The sequence below is a fragment of the Bradyrhizobium sp. CCBAU 051011 genome, assembly GCF_009930815.1.
In the GTDB taxonomy this organism is placed as follows: domain Bacteria; phylum Pseudomonadota; class Alphaproteobacteria; order Rhizobiales; family Xanthobacteraceae; genus Bradyrhizobium.
This window is the reverse complement of record NZ_CP022222.1, coordinates 2,168,035-2,189,566: the sequence shown is the minus strand read 5'-3', so window position 1 is coordinate 2,189,566 and position 21,532 is coordinate 2,168,035. Positions and strand designations below refer to the sequence as shown.

18 protein-coding genes and 1 riboswitch are annotated in these 21,532 nt (G+C 64.1%); of the genes, 6 read left to right on the top strand and 12 right to left on the bottom strand.

What is annotated here, in order from left to right:
- The first annotated feature begins 30 nt into the window (after positions 1–30).
- Positions 31–612 (top strand): cytochrome c, encoded by a 582-nt coding sequence (locus ACH79_RS10375; RefSeq protein ID WP_161850940.1) that lies wholly within the window; start codon positions 31–33, stop codon positions 610–612.
- Positions 613–715: 103 nt separating this feature from the next.
- On the opposite strand, the gene panE is transcribed toward ACH79_RS10375, so the two are convergent.
- From panE to ACH79_RS10360, 3 genes are all read right to left on the bottom strand, one after another.
- A complete protein-coding gene (panE, locus tag ACH79_RS10370; RefSeq protein ID WP_161850939.1) occupies positions 716–1,636 on the bottom strand; it encodes a 2-dehydropantoate 2-reductase in 921 nt (306 codons plus the stop codon).
- A gap of 158 nt (positions 1,637–1,794) precedes the next feature.
- Positions 1,795–2,400 carry a 2-hydroxychromene-2-carboxylate isomerase gene (locus tag ACH79_RS10365; RefSeq protein WP_161850938.1) on the bottom strand — a complete coding sequence of 202 codons (606 nt, stop codon included), beginning with the start codon at positions 2,398–2,400 and terminating at the stop codon, positions 1,795–1,797.
- Positions 2,401–2,516: 116 nt separating this feature from the next.
- Positions 2,517–3,122, bottom strand: coding sequence for a DUF2239 family protein (locus tag ACH79_RS10360; RefSeq protein WP_202639214.1), 606 nt, complete (start codon positions 3,120–3,122; stop codon positions 2,517–2,519).
- Positions 3,123–3,275: 153 nt separating this feature from the next.
- Here ACH79_RS10360 and ACH79_RS10355 point away from each other — a divergent pair, with 153 nt between their 5' ends.
- Positions 3,276–3,941 carry a glutathione S-transferase family protein gene (locus tag ACH79_RS10355; RefSeq protein ID WP_161850937.1) on the top strand — a complete coding sequence of 222 codons (666 nt, stop codon included), beginning with the start codon at positions 3,276–3,278 and terminating at the stop codon, positions 3,939–3,941.
- Between the two features lie 5 nt (positions 3,942–3,946).
- Here the strand turns inward: ACH79_RS10355 and ACH79_RS10350 are convergent, their stop codons facing one another.
- The 3 genes from ACH79_RS10350 to ggt are packed head-to-tail and all read right to left on the bottom strand — an operon-like array spanning position 3,947 to position 8,023.
- Positions 3,947–5,329: a serine hydrolase gene (locus tag ACH79_RS10350; RefSeq protein ID WP_161850936.1), complete on the bottom strand. Its 1,383-nt coding sequence runs from the start codon at positions 5,327–5,329 to the stop codon at positions 3,947–3,949.
- Positions 5,330–5,350: 21 nt separating this feature from the next.
- The gene (locus tag ACH79_RS10345) at positions 5,351–6,247 is read right to left on the bottom strand and encodes an NAD(P)-dependent oxidoreductase (RefSeq protein ID WP_161850935.1); all 897 of its coding nucleotides are present in this window, start codon (positions 6,245–6,247) and stop codon (positions 5,351–5,353) included.
- 33 nt (positions 6,248–6,280) lie between these two features.
- On the bottom strand, positions 6,281–8,023 hold the full coding sequence (ggt, locus tag ACH79_RS10340; protein ID WP_161850934.1) for a gamma-glutamyltransferase: 1,743 nt from the start codon (positions 8,021–8,023) through the stop codon (positions 6,281–6,283).
- 129 nt (positions 8,024–8,152) lie between these two features.
- Between ggt and ACH79_RS10335 the strand changes: the two genes are divergently transcribed.
- A complete protein-coding gene (locus ACH79_RS10335; protein ID WP_161856303.1) occupies positions 8,153–9,538 on the top strand; it encodes an MFS transporter in 1,386 nt (461 codons plus the stop codon).
- Between the two features lie 833 nt (positions 9,539–10,371).
- Here the strand turns inward: ACH79_RS10335 and purH are convergent.
- The 3 genes from purH to ACH79_RS10320 form a co-directional block, all read right to left on the bottom strand.
- Positions 10,372–11,964 (bottom strand): bifunctional phosphoribosylaminoimidazolecarboxamide formyltransferase/IMP cyclohydrolase, encoded by a 1,593-nt coding sequence (gene purH / locus ACH79_RS10330; RefSeq protein ID WP_161850933.1) that lies wholly within the window; start codon positions 11,962–11,964, stop codon positions 10,372–10,374.
- A 23-nt stretch (positions 11,965–11,987) separates the two neighbouring features.
- A riboswitch (ZMP/ZTP riboswitch) is annotated at positions 11,988–12,068 on the bottom strand.
- Between the two features lie 62 nt (positions 12,069–12,130).
- The gene (locus tag ACH79_RS10325; RefSeq protein WP_161850932.1) at positions 12,131–13,846 is read right to left on the bottom strand and encodes a heparinase II/III family protein; all 1,716 of its coding nucleotides are present in this window, start codon (positions 13,844–13,846) and stop codon (positions 12,131–12,133) included.
- A 162-nt stretch (positions 13,847–14,008) separates the two neighbouring features.
- Positions 14,009–15,358, bottom strand: a complete 1,350-nt coding sequence (locus ACH79_RS10320) for an RsmB/NOP family class I SAM-dependent RNA methyltransferase (protein WP_161850931.1) — start codon at positions 15,356–15,358, stop codon at positions 14,009–14,011.
- A 157-nt stretch (positions 15,359–15,515) separates the two neighbouring features.
- On the opposite strand from ACH79_RS10320, the gene ACH79_RS10315 reads away from it, so the two are divergent.
- Together ACH79_RS10315 and ACH79_RS10310 are read left to right on the top strand one after the other, a co-directional pair.
- Positions 15,516–15,725 carry a DUF1674 domain-containing protein gene (locus ACH79_RS10315; RefSeq protein WP_161850930.1) on the top strand — a complete coding sequence of 70 codons (210 nt, stop codon included), beginning with the start codon at positions 15,516–15,518 and terminating at the stop codon, positions 15,723–15,725.
- A 48-nt stretch (positions 15,726–15,773) separates the two neighbouring features.
- Positions 15,774–16,373 carry a thermonuclease family protein gene (locus ACH79_RS10310; protein ID WP_202639213.1) on the top strand — a complete coding sequence of 200 codons (600 nt, stop codon included), beginning with the start codon at positions 15,774–15,776 and terminating at the stop codon, positions 16,371–16,373.
- A gap of 52 nt (positions 16,374–16,425) precedes the next feature.
- Here the strand turns inward: ACH79_RS10310 and ACH79_RS10305 are convergent, their stop codons facing one another.
- Both ACH79_RS10305 and acs read right to left on the bottom strand, forming a co-directional pair.
- Positions 16,426–16,938 (bottom strand): L,D-transpeptidase, encoded by a 513-nt coding sequence (locus ACH79_RS10305; protein WP_161850929.1) that lies wholly within the window; start codon positions 16,936–16,938, stop codon positions 16,426–16,428.
- A 467-nt stretch (positions 16,939–17,405) separates the two neighbouring features.
- Positions 17,406–19,358 (bottom strand): acetate--CoA ligase, encoded by a 1,953-nt coding sequence (gene acs, locus ACH79_RS10300; protein ID WP_161850928.1) that lies wholly within the window; start codon positions 19,356–19,358, stop codon positions 17,406–17,408.
- Between the two features lie 372 nt (positions 19,359–19,730).
- On the opposite strand from acs, the gene ACH79_RS10295 reads away from it, so the two are divergent.
- Complete coding sequence (locus ACH79_RS10295) at positions 19,731–20,900, top strand: DNA topoisomerase IB (protein ID WP_161850927.1); 1,170 nt, start codon at positions 19,731–19,733, stop codon at positions 20,898–20,900.
- 115 nt (positions 20,901–21,015) lie between these two features.
- Here ACH79_RS10295 and ACH79_RS10290 read toward each other — a convergent pair whose 3' ends face one another.
- Positions 21,016–21,429 (bottom strand): EVE domain-containing protein, encoded by a 414-nt coding sequence (locus ACH79_RS10290; RefSeq protein ID WP_161856301.1) that lies wholly within the window; start codon positions 21,427–21,429, stop codon positions 21,016–21,018.
- Positions 21,430–21,532: the final 103 nt, after the last annotated feature.

Genomic DNA, 21,532 nt, shown 5'->3' with positions numbered 1-21,532 from the left:
GTTTGAAGCGGATGGCGGAGAGTAGTTGAAATGCGAAGGGCATTGGTCGGAGCGCTGGCGGTTTTCATGTCTTGCGGCTCGTTCGCTCGCGCCGCCGATATCGCCGCCGGCAAGGAAAAAGCCGAGTTGTGCGTCGGCTGCCATGGCGAAAACGGCATTTCGCAAATGGAAAACATGCCCTCGCTGGCGGCACAGCCGGACCTGTTCATTCAGTGGCAGCTCGTGTTCTTCCGCGCCGGCACCCGCAAGAACGAGCAGATGCAGCCGATCGTCGAACAGCTCAACAATGAGGATATCCGCAACCTCGGCGCCTATTTCGCCTCACTGCCGCCGCCGAAGGAATCGAAGCCCGACGACGACCCCGATCTGTCAAAGAAGGGTGCGCAGGCGGCTGCCGGCCGGCGCTGCGCCTCCTGCCACTTGGATACGTATGCCGGCACCAAGGCAGTCGCCCGCGTCGCCGGCCAGCGCGAAGAATATCTCGTGAAGGCCCTGCGCGACTACAAGACGGGCGTGCGGGCCGGCGGCGCGATGGCAGCGATGGCCGATGTGGCCTTTCCGCTGAGCGAGGAAGAGATCGAGGCACTCGCGCACTATCTCGCGCATCTTTGAAGATGGCGTAGCCCGGGTGGAGCGCAGCGCAACCCGGGATGACCTAACCAACGCGAATGAATGCCCCGGATTACGCTGCGCTTCATCCGGGCTACGGGTCCAACTAGCCGCGCTGCTTCTCATACGCCTTGAGATGGGTGTAGGCGATCCGCAGCTTCGGTACCGGAATCTTGGCAGCGTCGGCGCGCGCGACGAGATCGCCGATCACGTGGTCAGCTTCAACCGGCAGGCCCGCTTTGATGTCGCGGAACATCGAGGCGGTCATCGGCGACCCCTCGGTCGTCAGCAAGCCGGCGGTGCGCTGGAAGAATGGGCCGGCCGGGTCAAAGCCCGACGCCTTTGCAATCGCGCCGCATTCATCGAGCATGCCGAGCAGAAAATCCTTGCCACCGGCGACCGCCAGGATGTTGCCGACCGACGTGCGCATCAGACAGGTGGAGGCCGCGAGCGAAGCCAGGAAAACCCATTTCTCCCACATGTCCTGCATGATGTGTTCGCTCGCCGCCGCGCCGAACTTGCCGCTGTCGAACACCTTCGCAATCGCGCGCACCCGCTCCGACATTGCGCCATCGCGTTCGCCGAAATTGAGCGACTGCATCGGCGCGAGCTGCACCACTTCGCGGGCTTCGTTGAGCGTCACCGCGATCGCGCAGAGGCCGCCCAGCACGCGTTCCGCTCCAAACTTCTTGTCCAGCACGTTGAGGTGCAGCAAGCCGTTGAGCAGCGGGATGATCGCCGTTTTAGGCCCGACCGCGGGAGCAAAGGACTTGATGGCGTCTTCGAGGTCAAACGCCTTGCAGCTCAACAGCACCACGTCGAACGGCTCGGCGAGCTTGTCGGCCTGCACCGTCGGTGGATTCTTGAGCGTTACATCGCCGGCCGGGCTCTTGATGACAAGGCCTGCGCTCGCAAGTTCGGAAGCGCGCTTCGGCCGGACCAGGAAGGTGACATCGTTCCCGGCCTGCAGCAGCCTGCCGCCGAAATAGCCGCCGATGGCGCCGGCGCCCACCACGAGAATACGCATGGATCAACTTCCCTTTGTTATTGGTCTTGGAGGCGGGCGAATAGCGAGTAGCGAATGGTGAATAGAAGATATCGGCTACTTCCACCCCAACCATTCGTTATTCGCCAATCACCATTCGCTTCTTTACCACTTCTCGCCAAACAGTCGAATCAGGGCGGCTATTTCCCCGAGACCATTTCCTCGACTTCGCGAAGCTGCTCCTTGCCGAAAAACATTTCCTTGCCGACGAAGAAGGTCGGCGAGCCGAACGCGCCGCGCTCGACCGCGTTTTGCGTATTCTCGATCAGCTTGGCTTTTACGTCGGTGTCCTGCGAGCGCGTCAATAGCCTTGCAGCATCGAGCCCAGACGATGCCAGCGCTTTGGCTGCAACTTCGGGATCATCCATCTTCTTCGGCTCGACCCACATGTGATGGAAGGCAGCCTCGACATACTTTTCGAATACGCCCTCGAACTGGGCTGCTATCGCCGCGCGCATCAAATGCAGCGTGTTGACCGGGAAGAACGGGTTCCAGACGTAGGGCTTGACTCCAAACCGCTTCAGGAAGCGCTCGGTCTCCAGCGCGTGGAATTCGCGCTTGTTCTTGATGCCGGCGAATGCTTCGGCCGGCGACCTGTTGTTGGTGGCCTTGAAGATGCCGCCGAGCAGGACCGGCACATATTCGAACTTCACGCCGGTGCGTTGTTCGATCGCCGGGATCGCTTCGTGGCTGAGGAAGGCGTTGGGGCTGCCGAAGTCGAACAGGAATTGCGGGTTTGAGCTCACGGCAGTCTCCCTGATTGTTTTGGCGCATTGTGGCGCAAGGCAGGTAGCGCGTCCACCGGTATCATTACGATCGTAATACTGTGAAAAGCGCGGTCGCCCCGCGTCACCGATCGCTCCTACGGTTCGGCGCGATCGCTGAAGGCGAGCTTGACGACGTGATCGCGGATATCGTCGGGCCAGCCGGCGACGAGACCGACGAATCGCCGCCGGTCGTCGGCGAACAGCGCCCGCGACGCTTCCTCGAAGCCCGCGAGATTGCCGGCCATCACGGACATGAAGCGATAGGCGGCGTCCCTGGCCGCACGCGCGCGATCGAGATCGCCATTGGCGCGGCGCGCTTCTTCCACGAGTTTGCGCAACGCCACGGACGCCCCGCCCGGCTGCGCTCCCAGCCATTCCCAATGGCGCGGCAACAGCGTCACCTCGCGCGCGACGACGCCGAGCTTGGGCCGTCCGCGCCCGCGCGGCGCCTCCGCCGACTCATCGGTCGCGGATTCCGGATCGGGCGGCGACTGCGGCAGGCGCGCAATGACGTCGCGTTCGGTGCCGCGAAGGTCGAGATCGATCGGTTGGCCGGTGGCATCGCTGAATATGATGATCGGCGGCGCGGCGGGCCTGCGGGAAGCCTGCATCACTGCCAGCGCGACCTCGGCCAGCGGGCCCGTCGCCAGGCGCTGCGGGCCGATGAAGGCGGTGAATTGGGGGCGGATCTTGTCGGGCATTCGAGGGACTTCCGGATTTTCGCTAGTCTATATTTACCCGGATAAATTATGCTGTCAATATCACCCGGGTAAATATACCGCTTCGCCTAAGGCCGTCTCGACTTTCTGTCCCCCGGCTGGCACCAACGCGACGCCAACTTTAGGGGAGCGCCAATGCTGACGGTTCATCATCTCAACAACTCTCGCTCCCAGCGCGTGCTCTGGCTGCTCGAAGAGCTCGGTGTTCCCTACGAGATTGTTCGCTATCAGCGCCAGCCGGACATGCGCGCCCCCAAGGAACTGCGCGCCATTCATCCGCTCGGCAAATCGCCCGTCATCACCGACAACGGCAATACGATCGCCGAGTCCGGCGCGATCTGCGAATACATCATCGGCACTTATGGCAACGGCCGTCTGATCCCGCCGCCGAACACGCCGGAACGGCTGCGCTACACCTATTGGCTGCACTATGCGGAAGGCTCGGCGATGTCGCCGCTGCTGTTGAAGCTGCTGTTCACCTTGATGCCAAAGCGCGCGCCGGCCTTGCTGCGGCCGCTGGTGCGCAAGGTCTCCAACACGGCGTTGACCACGCTGGTCAATCCGCAGCTCAAGCAGCACATGGACTACTGGGAGGGCGAGCTGGGAAAAAGCGAATGGTTCGCCGGCAATGAATTTTCGGGCGCGGACATCCAGATGAGCTTTCCGCTCGAAGCCGCCGCGGCGCGCGGCGGACTGGAGCAGGGCCATCCCAAGGCGATGGCGTTCCTCGAACGGATTCATGCCCGCCCGGCCTATGCGCGTGCGCTGGAAAAGGGCGGGCCGTATGTGATTGGGCGGTAGCCGACTCAAGGCTGCACCGCCGCGATCACTTCCTTCACCAGCCTCGCAACGCCTCTGATATCGCCGGTCGGATCGACGCTGTCGCCGAGCCGCGCCACGACAAGGCGCTGCGACGGCACGATGATGATGCGCTGGCCGAGGTCGCCTGAGGCAAAGAAGGCATCGCGCGGGATGCCTAACAGCACGCGGCCTTTTGCGTTGGGGTGCTCGCTGCGATTGGTCCAGAAGCCGGCGGCGTAATCGGTATGAAGCGTCGCAGCCGCGCAAGAATCGACCCAGTCCGGATGCAGGATGCGCTTTTCGCCGGCGACGCCGTCATTGAGGTAGAGCAGGCCGAACTTCGCCCAGTCCCGCGCGCTCGCCAGCATGTAGGTCGAGCCTTGCAACGTGCCGACGCCGTCGAACTCAAGCGTAACATTGCGCATGCCGAGCGGGTTGAACAGTTCGCGCCACGCAAACGCCAGCGTCTGTTCCGGTCCGCCGACGGCGTCGCGAACGATGCGCGCCAGGATCTGCGTGGTCGGACTCGAGTACGCCCATCGCGTGCCGATCGGCGCGATCATCTTCGTGTTCACCGCATAGGCAGCCGTGTCGTCCTGCAGGTACATCCGGCTGGACGGATCGAAGCCGGAATTGCTTTCGTCGAGGTCGAGGCCGCTGGTCATGCGCATGAGATGCTCGACCTCGATCTCGCGCCTGGGATCGCCGGCGCCGCGCCATTCCGGTATCGGCGCGGGCATCGAGGGCGTGACAAGACCTTGCTGCGTCAAGATGCCGATCAGCGCGTTGATCACCGACTTGGTCATGGAGAAGCCGAGCAACGGCGTCTCGACGCCGATACCGGGAGCGTAGCGTTCGGCAATCACCTTGCCGTCGTGCACCACGACCACCGCCTTGGTTCTGCGGAACGGCGGCGCGGCCGGCTCCTCGAAGGCGTGATCGAGCGCCGCCTTCAGCGCCGGGTCCGCCGGTTCGACCACAGCGGGGCCGGCGATCTCGGGAAGCGCCGGCGGCGTCTTCGCCTTCAGCGCCTCGACGTCGCTCTTCAGCAGATAAGGCTCTTTTGCTCCATGCTGATCGACGCAGCCGAGCCCGTCGTGAAAGGCCGCGCGGCTACGAAATAGTCCGAGCGTCGAGGCGTCGACAGTCCCCGCGCCACGGTCGAGCGCGAAGCGGAGCGCGTGGCGCAGCCGCCGTATTCCGGCGCGTTCCGAAACCTCCGCGAATACCGTCTGTGGATCGAGCCCCGAGACGAAGGTCTTCGAGCAGATGTTATGGGCGACATAGCCGGTCGCGACGCGGATGGCGCGATCGGGCCGGAAGTAGACGCTCGCGCCCGCCAGCGTGGCGACCAGGACGGCGAGGGCGATGGCAATCCACTTTCGCAACGTTCACATGCTCCGTGGTCTCTAGCGCGACGTTTGCGCCGCGCCCACCGAAGGCAGCGCCTGCACGGTGACGCCGGGCGGTGGCAGGTCGTCGTCGGGGACGAAGAAGTCCGACATCAGCGGCACCGAGCGATCGACGCGGTAGGGCTCGAAATCCCTGACGCCGGCGGCATAGAGCACCTTGTCGTCGATGCAGAACTGCCCGGTGAACTCGCGCGACGGTTTGGTCAGGATGGCGTGCGCGGCATCGCCCATGATTTCGGGCGTCCGGCTGGCGCGCATCATCGCCTCGCCGCCGAGCAGGTTGCCGACGGCAGCGGTGGCGATGGTGGTGCGTGGCCACAGTGCGTTGACCGCAACGCCGGCGGATTTCAGTTCGCCTGACAATCCCAGCACGCACATGCTCATGCCGAACTTCGCCATGGTGTAGGCGGTGGAATGCTCGAACCATTTGGTCTTCATGTCGAGCGGCGGCGACAGCATGAGGATATGCGGGTTGGCGGCCTTCTTCAGATGCGGGATGCAATATTTCGACACCATGAAGGTGCCGCGGGTGTTGATGCCCATCATGAGGTCGAACCGCTTCATGTCGGTTCCCTGCGAGTTGGTGAGGCTGATGGCGCTGGCATTGTTGACGCAGATATCGATGCCGCCGAATTCGGCGACGGTCTGCTCGATCGCCGCCATTACCTGTGTCTCGTCGCGGATGTCGCACAGCACCGGCAGCGCCTTGCCGCCGGCGGCACGAATTTCTTCCGCGGCGGTATAGATGGTGCCCTTGAGTTTCGGGTGCGGCTCCGCAGTCTTCGCCGCAATCGCGACATTGGCGCCGTCACGCGCGGCGCGGAGCGCAATCGCCAGACCGATGCCGCGGCTGGCGCCCGAGATGAACAGCGTCTTGCCCTTGAGAGATGTCATCTGAAACTCTCCTTTGAAGGATGCAGTGCTACGTTACTGTCCTACCGCCGCCGCGCCTCGCGTGCGCGGGTCGGGTGCGCCGAGCAGGCCGTTGGGCGTGACGGTGATGGAATTGGCCGAGGTCTGGCCGAGCGGCTCGATCACATGGTGGCCCTTCTCCCTTAACGCATCCAGCGTTTCCTGCGGAAAGCCCTGTTCCACGCGCACCACGTCCGGCATCCATTGGTGATGGAGACGGGGAGCTGCTACGGCGGCGGCGACGTCCATCTTGTAGTCGAGCACGTCGACCACGACCTGCAGCACGGCCGAAATGATGCGGCTGCCGCCCGGCGAGCCCGTCACCAGCACCGGCTTGCCATCCTTCAGCACGATGGTCGGCGACATCGACGACAGCGGTCGCTTTCCGGGGCCGGGCAGATTGGCCTCGAATCCCACCAGCCCGAACGCATTCGATGCGCCGGGCGCCGCGGTGAAATCATCGAGTTCATTGTTGAGCAGCACGCCGGTGCCATCGGCGACCAGTCCGACGCCATAGGAAAAATTCAGGGTGTAGGTATTGCTGACCGCATTGCCGCTGGTATCGACCACCGAATAATGCGTGGTGTTGCTGCCCTCGCGCGGCGATTTCACAGCCAGCGCTTCGGCCGGCGTTGCGCGCGCAAGGTCGATGCCGTCGCGCAGTTTCGCGGCGTAGTCCTTGCTGATCAGAAGATCCGCCGGCGCGTTGACGAAGGCGGGATCGCCGAGATAGCGCGCGCGGTCGGCGTAGGCCCTCTTCATGGCCTCGATCATGACATGCAGCGAAGGCGCGGAGCCCTGCTTCATGTCCGGCATCGGAAACCCTTCGAGAATGTTCAGCGTCTCCAAGAGCACGGTGCCGCCCGAGGACGGCAGCGGCATCGACACGATGTCGTAACCGCGATAGCTGCCGCGCACGGGGCTGCGTACCACCGCCTCGTAGGATTTGAGATCGTCCACCGTCATGATGCCGCCGGCATCGCGGACGGCCTTCGCCAGTTTTTCGGCGACGGGTCCCTGATAGAAGCCGCGCGGCCCTTGCTCGGCGATCGCCGACAGCGTTGCTGCGAGTTCGGCCTGGATCAGCCGGTCGCCCTCCCGCAGCGCCGTGCCATCGCTGCGGGAGAATGTCCTGGCCGAATCCGGCCAGCGCGCCATCCGGCGATACATGTCCGGCAGCGTATCGGCCGTGTCGTCGGTGACCAGGAAACCGTCGCGCGCCAGTTCGATGGCGGGCTTGAGAATTTGCGCGAGCGTGAAGCGGCCCGAGCCGTATTTCTCGAGCGCCAATGCCAATCCGGCAACCGTGCCGGGCACGCCGATGCCGAGCGCCGAATTGCGTGATTTGTCGGTATCGGGTTTGCCGTCTGGTCCGAGGAAAATGTCTGGGGTGGTCGCACCGGGTGCGGTCTCGCGATAATCGATAGCTGCGTCTTCATTCCGTCCGGCCGAATGGATCACCATGAAGCCGCCGCCGCCGATGTTTCCGGCGCGCGGATAGGTGACGGCAAGCGCAAAGCCGGTGGCGACCGCGGCGTCGATCGCGTTGCCGCCCTGCTTCAGGATGTCGGCGCCGACTTGCGCGGCAAGCCTCTCCTGCGCCACCACCATGCCGTGCTCGGATGTAACGGCGCGAACGGATGTGAGATCGGGAGGGGCGTAAGCGCGGCGTTCCTGCGCAAAGGCCGCCGTTCCGCAGGCAAACGCAAGGATGAATGTGGCAGCTACGCGACGCCACCGGATTGAAAAGACCGTCATCGAAAATCCGCCGCAGTTAGGAAGCCCCGTGTGACGCCCGGCAACACCCAAAGCGTCGGTGACGCATGCTATATGGGATCGAATTCGACGGGCAGAACGCTTCACGTGAGTTTGAAGGAAATATCCGGCATGGCGGTGATCGCTTCCGAGGCAACTGGCGGCAAAATTGCGCAGGAATATCCGGGCCGCGCCGCCGTCGTGAGCTGGATTTTCTTCGACTGGGCGGCCCAGCCCTATTTCACGCTGATCACCACCTTTGTGTTCGCGCCCTATTTCGCGAACTTCGTCGCGGCCGATCCGGCGCAGGGGCAGGCGCTGTGGGGATTTGCTACCGCAGCCGCCGGTCTGATGATCGCACTGTTGTCGCCGGTACTGGGCGCCATCGCCGATGCCAGCGGCCGCCGCAAGCCATGGATCGCCGGATTCGGCGCGCTGCTGGTGATCGGCTCCTGCCTGATGTGGTTCGGAAAGCCAAGTGATGCGAGCGTCATCCCACCACTCTTGCTGGTCTATGCGATCGCAACCGTGGGCGTCGAATTCGCCACTGTCTTCAACAATGCGATGATGCCGACGCTGGTGCCGCCCGATCGAATCGGACGGTTGTCCGGCACTGGCTGGGCGACCGGCTATGTCGGCGGCATTCTCAGCCTCATCCTGGTGCTCGGTTTTCTTGCTGCCAGCCCCGAAACGCGCCGCACCCTGTTCGGACTGACGCCGCTGTTCGGTCTCGATCCCGTATCCCATCAGGGCGATCGCATCACGGGCCCACTGACCGGCATCTGGTTCGTCATCTTCGTGACGCCGATGTTCCTGTTCACGCCGGATTATCCGGCCAGGCGCCCAATCCGCGACGCAGTGCGCGAAGGCTTGAGCGGGCTGAAGCGGACGCTCGGCGAATTGCCGAAGCAGCGATCGATGGCGACATTCCTGCTCGCCAACATGATCTATAGCGACGGGCTGGTGTCGCTGTTCGCCTTCGGCGGCATTTATGCAGCCGGCACGTTCGGCTGGCATACGATCCAGATCGGGACGTTTGGAATTCTGCTGGCCATCGCCGGCACCTTCGGCGCGTGGCTCGGCGGCAAGCTCGACGACAGGCTGGGCCCCAAGCGCGTCATTGCCGGCAGCCTGCTGATCCTGCTTTTCGCGCTTGCCGCCATCCTGCTGGTCGACAAGAATTCGATTCTTTTCGTGAAGGTCGCGCCGCCAGCCCCGGGCGGCGCGCTGTTCTCCGGCGCCGCCGAGCGCGCCTATCTGGTGCTGGGATGTCTGATCGGCGCCGCCGGCGGCCCGCTGCAGGCGGCGTCGCGCACGCTGCTGATCCGTCTCGCGCCAAAGGACCGCATCGCGCAGTACTTTGGACTGTTCGCGCTGACCGGCAAGGTGACGTCGTTCATCGGCCCGCTCCTGATCGGTGTGATCACGGCCGTAACCGCCAGCCAGAAAGCGGGCATGGCGCTGCTGGTGGTGTTCTTCGTCGCAGGTCTCGCGCTGCTGATGCGCGTGAGGGAGTGAGTGCGGATCGTTGTAGCTGCGCATGCGTGGTATCCGGTGCGCCGCGGCCCATCTCGCAATGACGGGGATATAGATTCGCGATCTCGCGACATGTTGCGCCCGAGGCTTGCATCTCTTTATCCGCCCTCTCATTCGGAGGGCGCAGGGAAGACCGGGTGCTTGCTGCACCCGAGGTCTCGTGTGCCGTTGCGCATAAAGAAAAACGCACACGAGCATACAGGTACAGCGGGGGCATCCCGGCCTTCCCTGCGCAATGGCTTTACGGCTTATAACGTGCTCTCCCCGGAGAACGGCTTTCTTGCCTCCGTCGCCCCTGAGAAGCTTCGCTCCAAGCTTCGCTTCTCTTGGACTTAACGCCAGCACCGCGACGCCAGGACCACACGACTTCGCCGTACGCTTCCGGCGCGTACGTCGAGCGCGCCTTCAGCGTCCATCGCATCTCGCCGCGCGTTCGTGACGATGGCCAACGCCCCTCATCTGCGGGAGACGGGCGGAGTTATGCGACTGATTTGGGTGAGAACGAAAGCGGAATATTTTTGATTCCGGGCCTTGACACGATTTCGGAAAATCAGAAGTGATTTGTCCATCGGGCAATCGCATCACAGGTGCCGTAGGGTGGGCAAAGCGCAAGCGTGCCCACCATCAAGCAGCACAATCGGTGATGATGGTGGGCACGTCGCTTGCGCTCCTTTGCCCACCCTACGGCTCTCAGTTCGTCATTGCGAGCGAAGCGAAGCAATCCATTGCGCCACAAGCGGAGACATGGACGCTTCGCTCCCTTGCGCAAACGCTTCGCGTTTGTCGCAGGCAATGACGACGGGTGCGTTAGTCGATCAATGCCTGAAATGCCTGGTGCCCGTGAACACCATGGCGATGCCGTGGTCGTCCGCGGCCTTGATCACTTCCTCGTCGCGCATCGAGCCGCCGGGCTGGATCACGGCCGTCGCGCCGGCCTCGATGCAGGCCAGCATGCCGTCGGCGAAGGGGAAGAAGGCGTCCGATGCAACGACGGAGCCCTTGGTCAGCGGCTCGGCGAGCTTGAGTTCGGCCGCGGCGTCCAGCGCCTTGCGGGCGGCGATGCGCGCGGAGTCGACCCGGCTCATCTGGCCGGCGCCGATGCCGACGGTGGCGAGATCCCTGGCGTAGATGATGGTGTTCGACTTGACGTGCTTGGCGACGCGGAAGGCGAATTTGAGATCGCGCAGCTCAGCCTCGGTTGGCGCGCGCTTGGTCGCGACCTTCAGGTTCATGTCATCGATCACGGCGTTGTCGCGGCTCTGAACAAGGAGACCGCCGGCCACTGTCTTAGCCGTCAAACCCACGCTGCGCGGGTCGGGCAGTCCGCCGGCTAGCAGCAGCCGAAGGTTTTTCTTGGCTGCAACGATCTTGATCGCTTCTTCTGTGGCGTCAGGCGCGATGATCACTTCGGTGAAGATCTCGGTGATGGCGCGGGCCGATTCCGCATCGAGCGTGCGGTTGAGGGCCACGATGCCGCCGAAGGCGGATGTGGAATCGCAGGTGAGTGCGCGGCGATAGGCGGTGATGAGATCGGGCCCTTCGGCGACGCCGCAGGGGTTGGCGTGCTTGACGATGACGCAGGCCGCGGTACGCGCGGGATCGAACTCGCCGATGCATTCATAGGCGGCATCGGTGTCGTTGATGTTGTTGTAGGAGAGCTCCTTGCCCTGCAACTGCCGTGCGGTCGAGACGCCCGGCCGCTTCTCGGGCGTTGCATAGAACGCTGCGGTCTGGTGCGGGTTTTCTCCATAGCGCAGCGACTGGATCAGCCTGCCGCCGAAGGCGCGGAAATCGGGCGCGTTGTCGTTGAGCTGGACAGCGAACCAGTTCGAGATCGCGGCGTCATAGGCTGCGGTGCGGGCATAGGCTTTGGCGGCGAGGCGGCGACGCAGCGGCAGCGTGGTTGCGCCCTTGTTGGCGGCGAGTTCGTCGAGCACGGCCTGATAATCCTGCGCCTCGACGACCACCGCGACATCGTCATGGTTCTTCGCCGCCGCGCGGATCATTGCTGGACCGCCGATGTCGATATTCTCGATGCAGTCCTCATAGCCCGCGCCTTTGTCGACGGTCGCCTCGAACGGGTAGAGATTGACGACGAGCAGATCAATCGGCGCGATGCCGTGCGACTTCATCGCCTCAGCATGTTCCTTGTTGTCGCGGATCGCGAGCAGGCCGCCATGCACCTTCGGATGAAGCGTCTTGACCCGGCCATCCATCATTTCGGGAAAGCCGGTGAGTTCGGAGACGTCCTTGACCTTCAGTCCGGCTGCCGCGATTGCCTTTGCAGTGCCGCCGGTGGAGACGAGCTCGACGCCATGGCCAGCGAGTACCTTGGCGAATTCGATCAGGCCGGTCTTGTCGGAAACGGATAATAGAGCGCGGGTGACGCGGCGGGTCGTATCAGTCATGGGCAAGGTCCTTTGTTAGGGGATGCTTATGCCCAGGCGCGCGGCGATTACTCTCGCGCTTCCCGATGGTGCTCCATCCAAAGTCGCCAGTCGCGCGAGAGCGCGCTGGTTAGCAGCTTTTGGCGAGGTTCACAATGGGCGCAGATTGCCGTCTCTGCAGGAGACTCTAGAGCGGCAGTTCCGGCTCGCGCCGCGCATTGCGGCGGGCGTTGGTGCCGGCAGCCGTCGTCGATGAGCGGACAAAGCTCCAGCGGATCGAGGAGGCGTGGCGGGAATCCTGGCGGATCACGATCTGGGCGGTGCGGCGGGGGCCGTCATTACCGGCGAGAAATACACTGTCCTCGAGGTCGACCTTGTCGTCGAGCGCCTCGAAGGTCCAGACGTCGCGGTTGGGCAATACCAGCATCACGCCGCGCGCATCGCTCAGACGGCTGGCCTTTACCGCAGGATGCAGGTGAAACCGCAGCGCAAAATCGGACTCGGCGCCCTTGATGCGGCCGCCCGGCGCCGGCGAGACCGTGTCCTCGCCGTCGAGCCTTGCACCGTCATGGGAAATCATCAGCACGCGGCGATGCAGGGCGCCGAACCGGCCGAGATAGCCGTCATGCGAAGTAGTCAGGAGATCGCCGTCCGCCATCGCCTCGCGGTAGCTTTGCACATTGGCCGGACCGCTGACGACAGGCGCGCCTTGCAGCAGCTTCTTCATCGCCGACAGCTCGACGAACTGGCACGAGGATGTATCGTGATAGGTCAGGGTCGAATGCGCCGCTGTGCTGCGCGCAAAGGTGCGCCAATTGTCCCGGCCGGTGGAGGGCATCCCGCAATTGATGACGATCCGGCTCGGTCCGGACGACAATTCGAACGAGAGACAGCCGGCATGCGCTTCCTGGCTGACGTTCGGCGGCGGCGGCGGGCCGGTGTCGATGATGACTGTCGTGGTGCCGGCATCGAGACGCTGGAAGCCGGTATGCGGCATGTTCGCCATCGGCACGCCATGGGTATCGTCATAGGCGAGCAGCGTCGCCACCAGGTCCGAGGGCGCGTTGCTCATGCCGTTGAACAGCGCAAAGCTGCCGTCGCCGTGGCGGAAGAAGCGCAGCATCGGCATCATGCGGTCGATCGCATTGAGCAGCGCCGGCGGCGGCGCGATGTTGCGAGCCGCAAAGGTCTGGCGCAGCGGCAAGAGATCGCTGAGCAGTTCGACTAGCGCGCCGGGGTTGCGCGAGATATGTCCGCCGTCGGGCAGGATCTGCCGTTGCAATTCGTCGGACAACCGGCGCGTCGCGGAGCGGATGTTCCGCGCCTGGTTGGCAAGGCACAGCGAGGCGTAGCACAGCGCGATCAAAACCTGCAGCCGCGGCACGCCGTCGGCGATGTCGAGCGTCGTGTAGCGCAGATAGCGGATCTCGCGGGTCAGCCCGCGCAGATATTTGCGATAGAACTTTCCGTCGGTGTCGCCGAGCACCAGCGGCGCCTGCGACAACAGCGAGATAACGCGCCGCGCCAGCACGTCGGGGCGGCGTTCGAGCGGCCGCCGGCGTCCCGGATTCGAGATCCAGTCATCGACCAGCGAGCGGGCGTTGGCGCGGGTCAGCGCGGTGTCGGCGGCGCGCAAGTGGCGCAGCCAGCCGAAGCCGAGCAGGGCGACTTCCCAATCTTCCGACGGCGGCTCGAGGTCGAAGATCGAGCGGCCGTGGCAGGTCACGATCTTGCCGGCGAACACGAAGCGGCCGGCATAGATTTCGGCGGCGCGGGTGGCGTCGGCGGTACGCAGGTCATGTGGCGCGATGATCAGCCGGTCGGCGCGGCCGGGCCACAGCCGCGACACTGCCACCGTCGCGCCGGTCGCGCGCGCGATCACGGTCCGCGCCGAGCGGCTCATGATAAGCGTCGAGATGCGTCTGCGTTGAGCGACCGACACGCCGTGCCTTGGGCTTAGGGAGGGAGGGGTATTCTGGCGAATCCTTTTAATCCGGAAACGCCGGTATGACACCATCTTGAACACAGACGAATCACCCGAAGGCCGGGAGATTCTGGGCTAAAATCAGGTTTTAACCAGACGTGCCGCGTAAAATCCATCCATCCCGCCGAGCCGGGGGTCGGGATGGGGCAAATGGAAGGGCAGGGTGCGCAAATCGCCTGACGCGGTGACGATTTCGCTCAAGCCTGCGACCTCGCCCGTCTCGATCGGGACCCGGCGCACGCCCGGTTCGGCCGCCAGCAGGGACGCGACCGCCTGCTCGCCTTCCTCGGGCTCCAGCGAACAGGTGCAATAGACCAGCGTTCCGCCCGGCTTGAGCAGTGCGACCGCCCGTTGCAACAGCCGCTTCTGCAATGCCGACAGCGTCGCGATATCGGTTTCCTGACGCAGCCAGGCGACGTCAGGGTGACGACGGATGGTGCCGGTGGAGGTGCAGGGCGCATCCACCAGCACGCCGTCGAAGCCGCCATTGCCGGGGCCCTGCCACTCGGCGGCATCGGTCACGACGTCATCGGCCTGCAGCGAAAGCCGCGCCAGATTGTCGCGCAGCCGCGCCATGCGCGCCGGCGAGCGATCGACTGCGGTGACGCGCGCGCCGGCCTGCACGAGCTGTGCGGTCTTGCCGCCAGGCGCGGCGCAGAGGTCGACAATGGTCTTGCCGCCGACGTCGCCAAACAACCGCGCCGGCAGCGCAGCGGCGGCGTCCTGCACCCACCATTGTCCCTCGGAGAAACCAGGCAGCATGGTCACCGCACCCTGCAACAGCGTGCGCACCGTTCCGGTCGGCAAGGTTTCGCCATGCAGACGGTTCGCCCATTGCGGCGCGTCGGCCTTCACGGTGATGTCGAGTGACGGCTCGTGGCCGATGGCGCGCGCCATCTCTCGCGCAGTGCTCTCGCCATAGGCACCGATCCAGCGCGCGAGCAGCCACGGCGGAATGTCCAGCGTCTGCGATTTGACTTCCTCGATCAGCGGTTGTCCCTCGCGGGCGCAGCGGCGCAACACAGCGTTGACGAGGCCGGCATATTTCGCGGCGCGCCGATCCGATTGCACCAGCCGCACCGAAAGATCGACGGCGGCGTGATCGGGCACGTCCATCCAGAGAATCTGCGCCGCACCGATCAGCAGCGCGCTCTGCGCGCGCGGCGCGTCAGTCGGGATGCCGCGATCGAGCAGGCGCGACAGCAAATGGCCGAGCGTGCCGAGCCGCCGCAGGATCGTCGCCACCAGCCGCCGCATCAAAGCGCGGTCACGATCGGCGAGCGTCTTCAGTCCGGGATGCGCGCCGGCGCCGTCGAGCTGGTCGTCGAGGGTGCGATGCTTGTGCAGCACGCCGTCGAGAATGTCAGCCGCGATGCGCCGCGCTGCGAGGCCGGGCACTTCTGAAGGTACTGCGAATCTTGACGGGGGCATGCAGCAGCAATGTCTCGGAAGGCGGAAAGGTTCGGCTCATGCCAATGGATGGGAGGTTCCTTTGGCATGCGAATATGCCAAATGTAAGAATCGCCACAGACAATTTTGCGAATGTGATGTCATCTGTGCGCCCATCCCATGCTATGGATGAGTTGCGATGACCGACAATTCTTCATCTTCCGCGCCTGTCGCGGAACGCAAGAAGCTGACGCCCGCGGCCGAGCGCGCGCTCGCCGAGGCGGAAGCGCGCCGCAAGGCTGCCGAGGCCAATGCAACGACGCTGCAGAAGGAATTCCAGGGACCGAAGGGCCCGGAACCGACCCGCTACGGCGATTGGGAGCGCAAAGGGATCGCGTCGGATTTTTGATCGCCTGAGGGTCTTGCCGGAAGAGGCGACTCAGCCCTTAGTCGAAATATGTCCCCCTACGAGAGAATGAATGCATACCGGGCCCCGCGCCGGGGTCCCTCGCGGCGCTGGTTTGCGGCCGCCCTGCCGTGGGTGTTCGTGCTGTGCGTGGCGGCGGTGTCGATGCTGCCGGTGCGGGACTGGGTGCGGCGGTCGTTGCCTGATGTCACCGACAGCCAGGCGGCACGCGACGCCGAGCTGGTCTGGAAGCGAGCTGGAAGTCCTGACATGCGTCACCCCGTCGATGTCATCCGCACCATCGACGGCGACACGTTCGAGGCGCGGGTGCATTTGTCGCCCGGCGTCGAACCGACTACGCGCATACGGCTGCGCGGTATCGATGCTCCCGAATTGAAGGCGTCGTGTCCGCAGGAGCTGCAGATGGCGGAAGCTGCGACCGACGCCCTGCGCGCGCTGCTGCGCGAGGGCGATGTCACGATCTTCAATATCGGGCCGGACAAATATGGCGGCCGGGTCGTGGCCGACGCCGCGACGAGGCGCACCGGGAACGTATCGACGGCCATGCTCGCCGCAGGCCAGGCGCGCAGCTATGGCGGCGGCCACCGCAACGGCTGGTGCGCGACCGCAAGCCAGCCATTATCCAAATGAAATGAAAGAGCCGCGCAATCGCGCGGCTCTTGTATTCAATCTGATCCGAAGATCAACGTGTGACGGTCACGGTCGTTCCGACCGGTACGCGTTGATAGAGGTCGGCGATGTCGTCGTTGAGCATGCGGATGCAGCCGTAGGAAACGAAGCCGCCGATCGAGCCAGGCACGTTGGTGCCGTGAATGGCATATTCGCCGCCGGCCAGCGTCATCGCCGCAACGCCCATCGGGTTGCGCGGCGAGCCGCCGGGAATGACGTCCGGCATATCGGGCTTGTCGCGCTTGACTTCGCTCGGCGGCGCCCAGGCCGGGTTGAGATATTTGCCGTCGATCTTGGTGGTGCCCGACCATTGCTTGCCGGCCTTGCCGACGCCGACCGGATAGCGCATCGCGCGGCCGGATTCGAGAACGAGGTAGAGACGCCGCTCATGGGTTTTCACGACGATCGTACCCGGCGCGTAATCGTCGCTAATGGCAACCAGTTCCGGCCGCGCTTGCGCCGCCGACGACATCGCAATGCCCGCAGCCATGGTGGCGGCCAACGCCACCGCAATTCTCGTAAACATTTCCCAGCTCCACTCTGCCCGCCCTCTCGGGGACCCTCAACTATCCTTTCAAGTCTTGACGGCCCGCTGTCTCGCGTGCGCGGCCTTCAGTTTAGTCGCGCGAACTGACCGGCTGGTTTCAACGCCGGCCCTCGAGACTGATTTCGACGGGCGGAACAAAGGAAATGTTGGAAATAAAGTAAATAACCGGAAAACAACACATGGCAGCGAAAACCCCACTGAGGCGGGCTCGCCACTGACAACCGCGTGAGCGATGGAATTTCCGGCAGGATCTGCTGCTTCGGTGTGCCGGAATCAGTCCCACAAACCCGTCATGCCCGGGCAAAAGCGCGGAGCGCCAGATGTCCCGGGTATCCATTTCTTTCTGTGCAGGGCTGAGACGTGGATGGCCGGGCCCAGGCGAGCGGAAGCAACGCCGTCCTTCGGACGGCTATGCCGGCGATGACGATGCGGGGGGGGCGATAGCCCTATGCGGGTGCGCCCTTCTTGTTCTGCCGGTTCTTGACGAGATCGTCGACCACGGCGGGGTCGGCGAGGGTCGAGGTGTCGCCGAGGCTCGACGGCTCGTCCTCGGCGATCTTGCGCAGGATGCGGCGCATGATCTTGCCGGAGCGGGTCTTCGGCAGGCCCGGGGCGAACTGGATCTGGTCGGGGGAGGCGATCGGCCCGATGTCCTTGCGCACCCAGGCGACCAGCTCTTTCCGCAGCTCCTCGGTCGGCTCGGTGCCGGCCATCAGCGTCACATAGGCGTAGATGCCCTGGCCCTTGATGTCGTGGGGGTAGCCCACGACGGCGGCTTCCGACACCTTGGCATGCGCGACCAGCGAGCTCTCGACCTCGGCGGTACCCATGCGATGGCCGGAGACGTTGATGACGTCGTCGACGCGGCCGGTGATCCAGTAATAGCCGTCGGCATCCCGGCGGCAGCCGTCGCCGGTAAAATACTTGCCCTTGTAGGTCGAGAAATAGGTCTGCTCGAAACGCGCGTGATCGCCATAGACCGTGCGCATCTGACCCGGCCAGGATTTGGCGAGGCAGAGATTGCCTGATGTCTCGCCCTCCAGCACCTTGCCGTCGGCGTCGACGATTTCAGGCACCACGCCGAAGAACGGCCGCGTCGCTGAACCCGGCTTGAGTTTTGTCGCGCCCGGCAGCGGCGTGATCAGGATGCCGCCGGTCTCGGTCTGCCACCAGGTGTCGACGATCGGGCAGCGGCCGTCGCCGACCACGCGGTGGTACCATTCCCACGCTTCCGGATTGATCGGCTCGCCCACCGAGCCGAGCAGGCGCAGGCTCTTGCGCGAGGTCTTCTGCACGGGCGCATCGCCGGCCTGCATCAGCGCGCGGATCGCGGTCGGCGCGGTGTAGAAGATGTTGACGTTGTGCTTGTCGATGACGTTCCAGAAGCGCGAATTGTCGGGATAGTTCGGCACGCCTTCGAACATCAGCGTGGTGGCGCCGTTCGCCAGCGGTCCATACAGAATATAGCTGTGGCCGGTGACCCAGCCGACGTCGGCGGTGCACCAGTAGATATCACCGTCGTGATAATCGAACACGTATTGGTGCGTCAGCGACGCGAATACGAGATAGCCGCCGGTGGTGTGCAGCACGCCCTTCGGCTGGCCGGTGGAGCCTGATGTGTAGAGAATGAACAGCGGGTCTTCCGCATGCATGTGCTCGACCGGGCATTCGGTCGTCACCATCGCAGCCGCTTCGTGATACCAGAAATCGCGCGACGGATTCATGTCGACGGCTGCACCGGTGCGCTTGACCACGACGACCCAATCGACGCCGCCGGCTTTGGCAACGGCCGCATCGACATTGGCCTTCAGCGGCACCTTCTTGCCGCCGCGCAGTCCCTCGTCGGCGGTGATGATGACCTTGGACTCGCAATCGGTAATGCGCTGGGCGAGGCTGTCGGGCGAGAAGCCGGCGAACACCACCGAATGAATGGCGCCGATCCGCGCGCAGGCCAGCATCGCATAGGCCGCTTCCGGGATCATCGGCAGATAGATCGTGACGCGGTCGCCCTTCTTGACGTTCCTTGTGCGCAGGATGTTGGCCATCTTGCAGACTTCGTCGTGCAATTGGCGATAGGTGATGTGCTTGGACTGCGAGGGATCGTCGCCTTCCCAGATGATCGCGGTCTGGTGGCCGCGCTTGTCGAGGTGACGGTCGATGCAGTTCCAGGCGGCGTTGAGGACGCCGTCCTCGAACCATTTGATCGAGATGTTGCCGGGGGCGAAGGAGACGTTTTCGATCTTGTGGGGCGGCTTGATCCAGTCCACCCGCTTGGCCTGTTCGGCCCAGAAACCGTTGGGGTCCGAGACCGAGCGGGCGTACATTTCGCGGTACTTGGCATCGGTGACAAAGGCGCGTTTGGCCCAATCGGCTGATACGTCGTAAATCTTCTCGGACATCTTTCCCTCCCACTCATTGCCGCCGCACACGTCGGGCGGCCGCAATCGTCCTGAATTGTTGCAGCGATTATGCGTCGCGGGGCGATGCCCGGACAAGGCGGAACGTCTGCGACCTTGGTCGGTCAGCCGGTTCCCTGCCTTGCCGCGGATCAAAATCGCTAAATTTTTCACGCGCCCGCGCAGGGCGAAATCAACGTTATCGCCGGAATGGCTCCCATGAAAGGTATCTGAAAACCGTCAATGACGGAATCGGGACTCGCAAAGTGGTTCGTTACCCCCTAAATGGCCACCCCGGGGCCGGATGGCTCCCCGGAACCAAGCCACAACAACAGGCATTACCGGCGAAACAGGCGGAGCAAGGCGACAACGGACATGATGGATCAGCAGAGTTTCGAGGCTACGCGGCCCGTTTCCGCCGATCCCGCCGTCGCACTGGCGCAAGCGCTTGGGCAACTGCCGAAGGAACCGGACAGGGAAACTGCCAAGTCATCCGCGGCAAAGCCGCACATCGTCGCCAAGACCTCCGTCGAAGAGCTGGCCCAGGAGCTCGGCCTCAAACTCGGCGATCAGAACGGGCTGACCATCCGCCGCGTCAAGCGCGGCAAGGGCTATTCATTCCATCGCGCCAACGGCACGCAGATCCGTCACGCCGGCACCATCCGCCGCCTACATTCGATGGCGGTGCCGCCGGCCTATCGCGACGTCCGCTATTCGGCTGATCCGTCTTCGCATCTGCAGGCCGTCGGCATCGATGCGGCAGGACGGCTGCAGTATCGTTATCACGCCGATTGGGAAAAGGTCCGCGAGCAGCGCAAGGCGCACCGGCTGGCGCGGCTGGTGGCGGCGTTGCCGAAGATCCGTCGAAAAGTCTCGGCGTTCCTGTCCGGCGACGAGCCGACACGCGAATTCGCGCTCTCCGCGGTGATCGAGCTGATCGCGCGCACCGCGATCCGCCCGGGCAACGAATCCTACGCCCGCCTCAACGGCACCCGCGGCGCCACCACGATGCTGAAATCCAACGTCACGCTGGAAGACGACTGCTTCGTCCTGACCTTCAAGGCCAAGGGCGGCAAGGCCGTGCGCAAGGAATGCGACGCCGCGAAACTCGTGCGCGCCATCGGCATTTTGCGCACCGTGCCGGGCAAGCGCATGTTCCAGTACCGCGACAATTCCGGCACCGTCCGCACCGTCTCGACCACGACGGTGAATGCGTTCCTGCGCGAGATCGCCGGCATCAAGATTTCGCTGAAGGATTTTCGCACCCTGATGGCCTCGGCCGTGGTGCTGGAATCACTGTCGCGGATTTCACCGGCGGCAAGCGCCCGCGGCCGCAAGAAGCAGGTGCTGGATGCGGTGCGCGCCGCGGCCGACGAGCTGTCGAACACGCCTGCGATCTGCCGCAAGAGCTACGTCCACGACACCATCGTCACTGCTTTCGAAGACGGCATCCTCGAACGCTTCGCCGCGACGATGAAGGGCTACCGCACGCAAGCCAAGCGCGAAGCGCTGCTGGCGCAGGTAGTGACGGCCGCGGCGGCTTGACGCCGAAGCCGTGGGCAAAGTGCAGCGTGCCCACCATCTACCGACATCGGGATACTGAACGGTGGGCACGCTTCGCTTTGCCCACCCTACGGAAGTGCGCGATGGATGGGGCTACTTACAGCCCGCCCATCTTGCAGACCATCTTCCACTCGTCCGCGGTCACCGGCTGCACCGACAGCCGCGAATATTTCACCAGTGCCATGTCGGCGAGTTTCTTGTCGGCCTTGATCGCGGCCATCGTCACCGGCGTCTTCAAGGGCCTGTCGGCCTTGATGTCGACGCAGACGAATTTTCCGGTTTTGTCGGACGGATCAGGATAGGCTTCCTTGATAACTTCCGCGATGCCGACGATCTCCTTGCCCTCGTTGGAATGATAGAAGAAGGCCTTGTCGCCCTTCTTCATGTTCACGAGGTTCTGGCGGGCGGTGAAGTTGCGCACGCCGGTCCAGGCTTCGCCCTTTGCGCCTTTCGCGACCTGCTGGTCCCACGACCAGACCGAGGGTTCGGATTTCACCAGCCAGTAATTCATGACGCCCACCACCTGTTCGTCATGGCCGGACTTGTTCCGGCCATCCACGTCTTCCTTTGACACTATTATCCAAGACGTGGATGCCCGCGACAAGGACGTATCG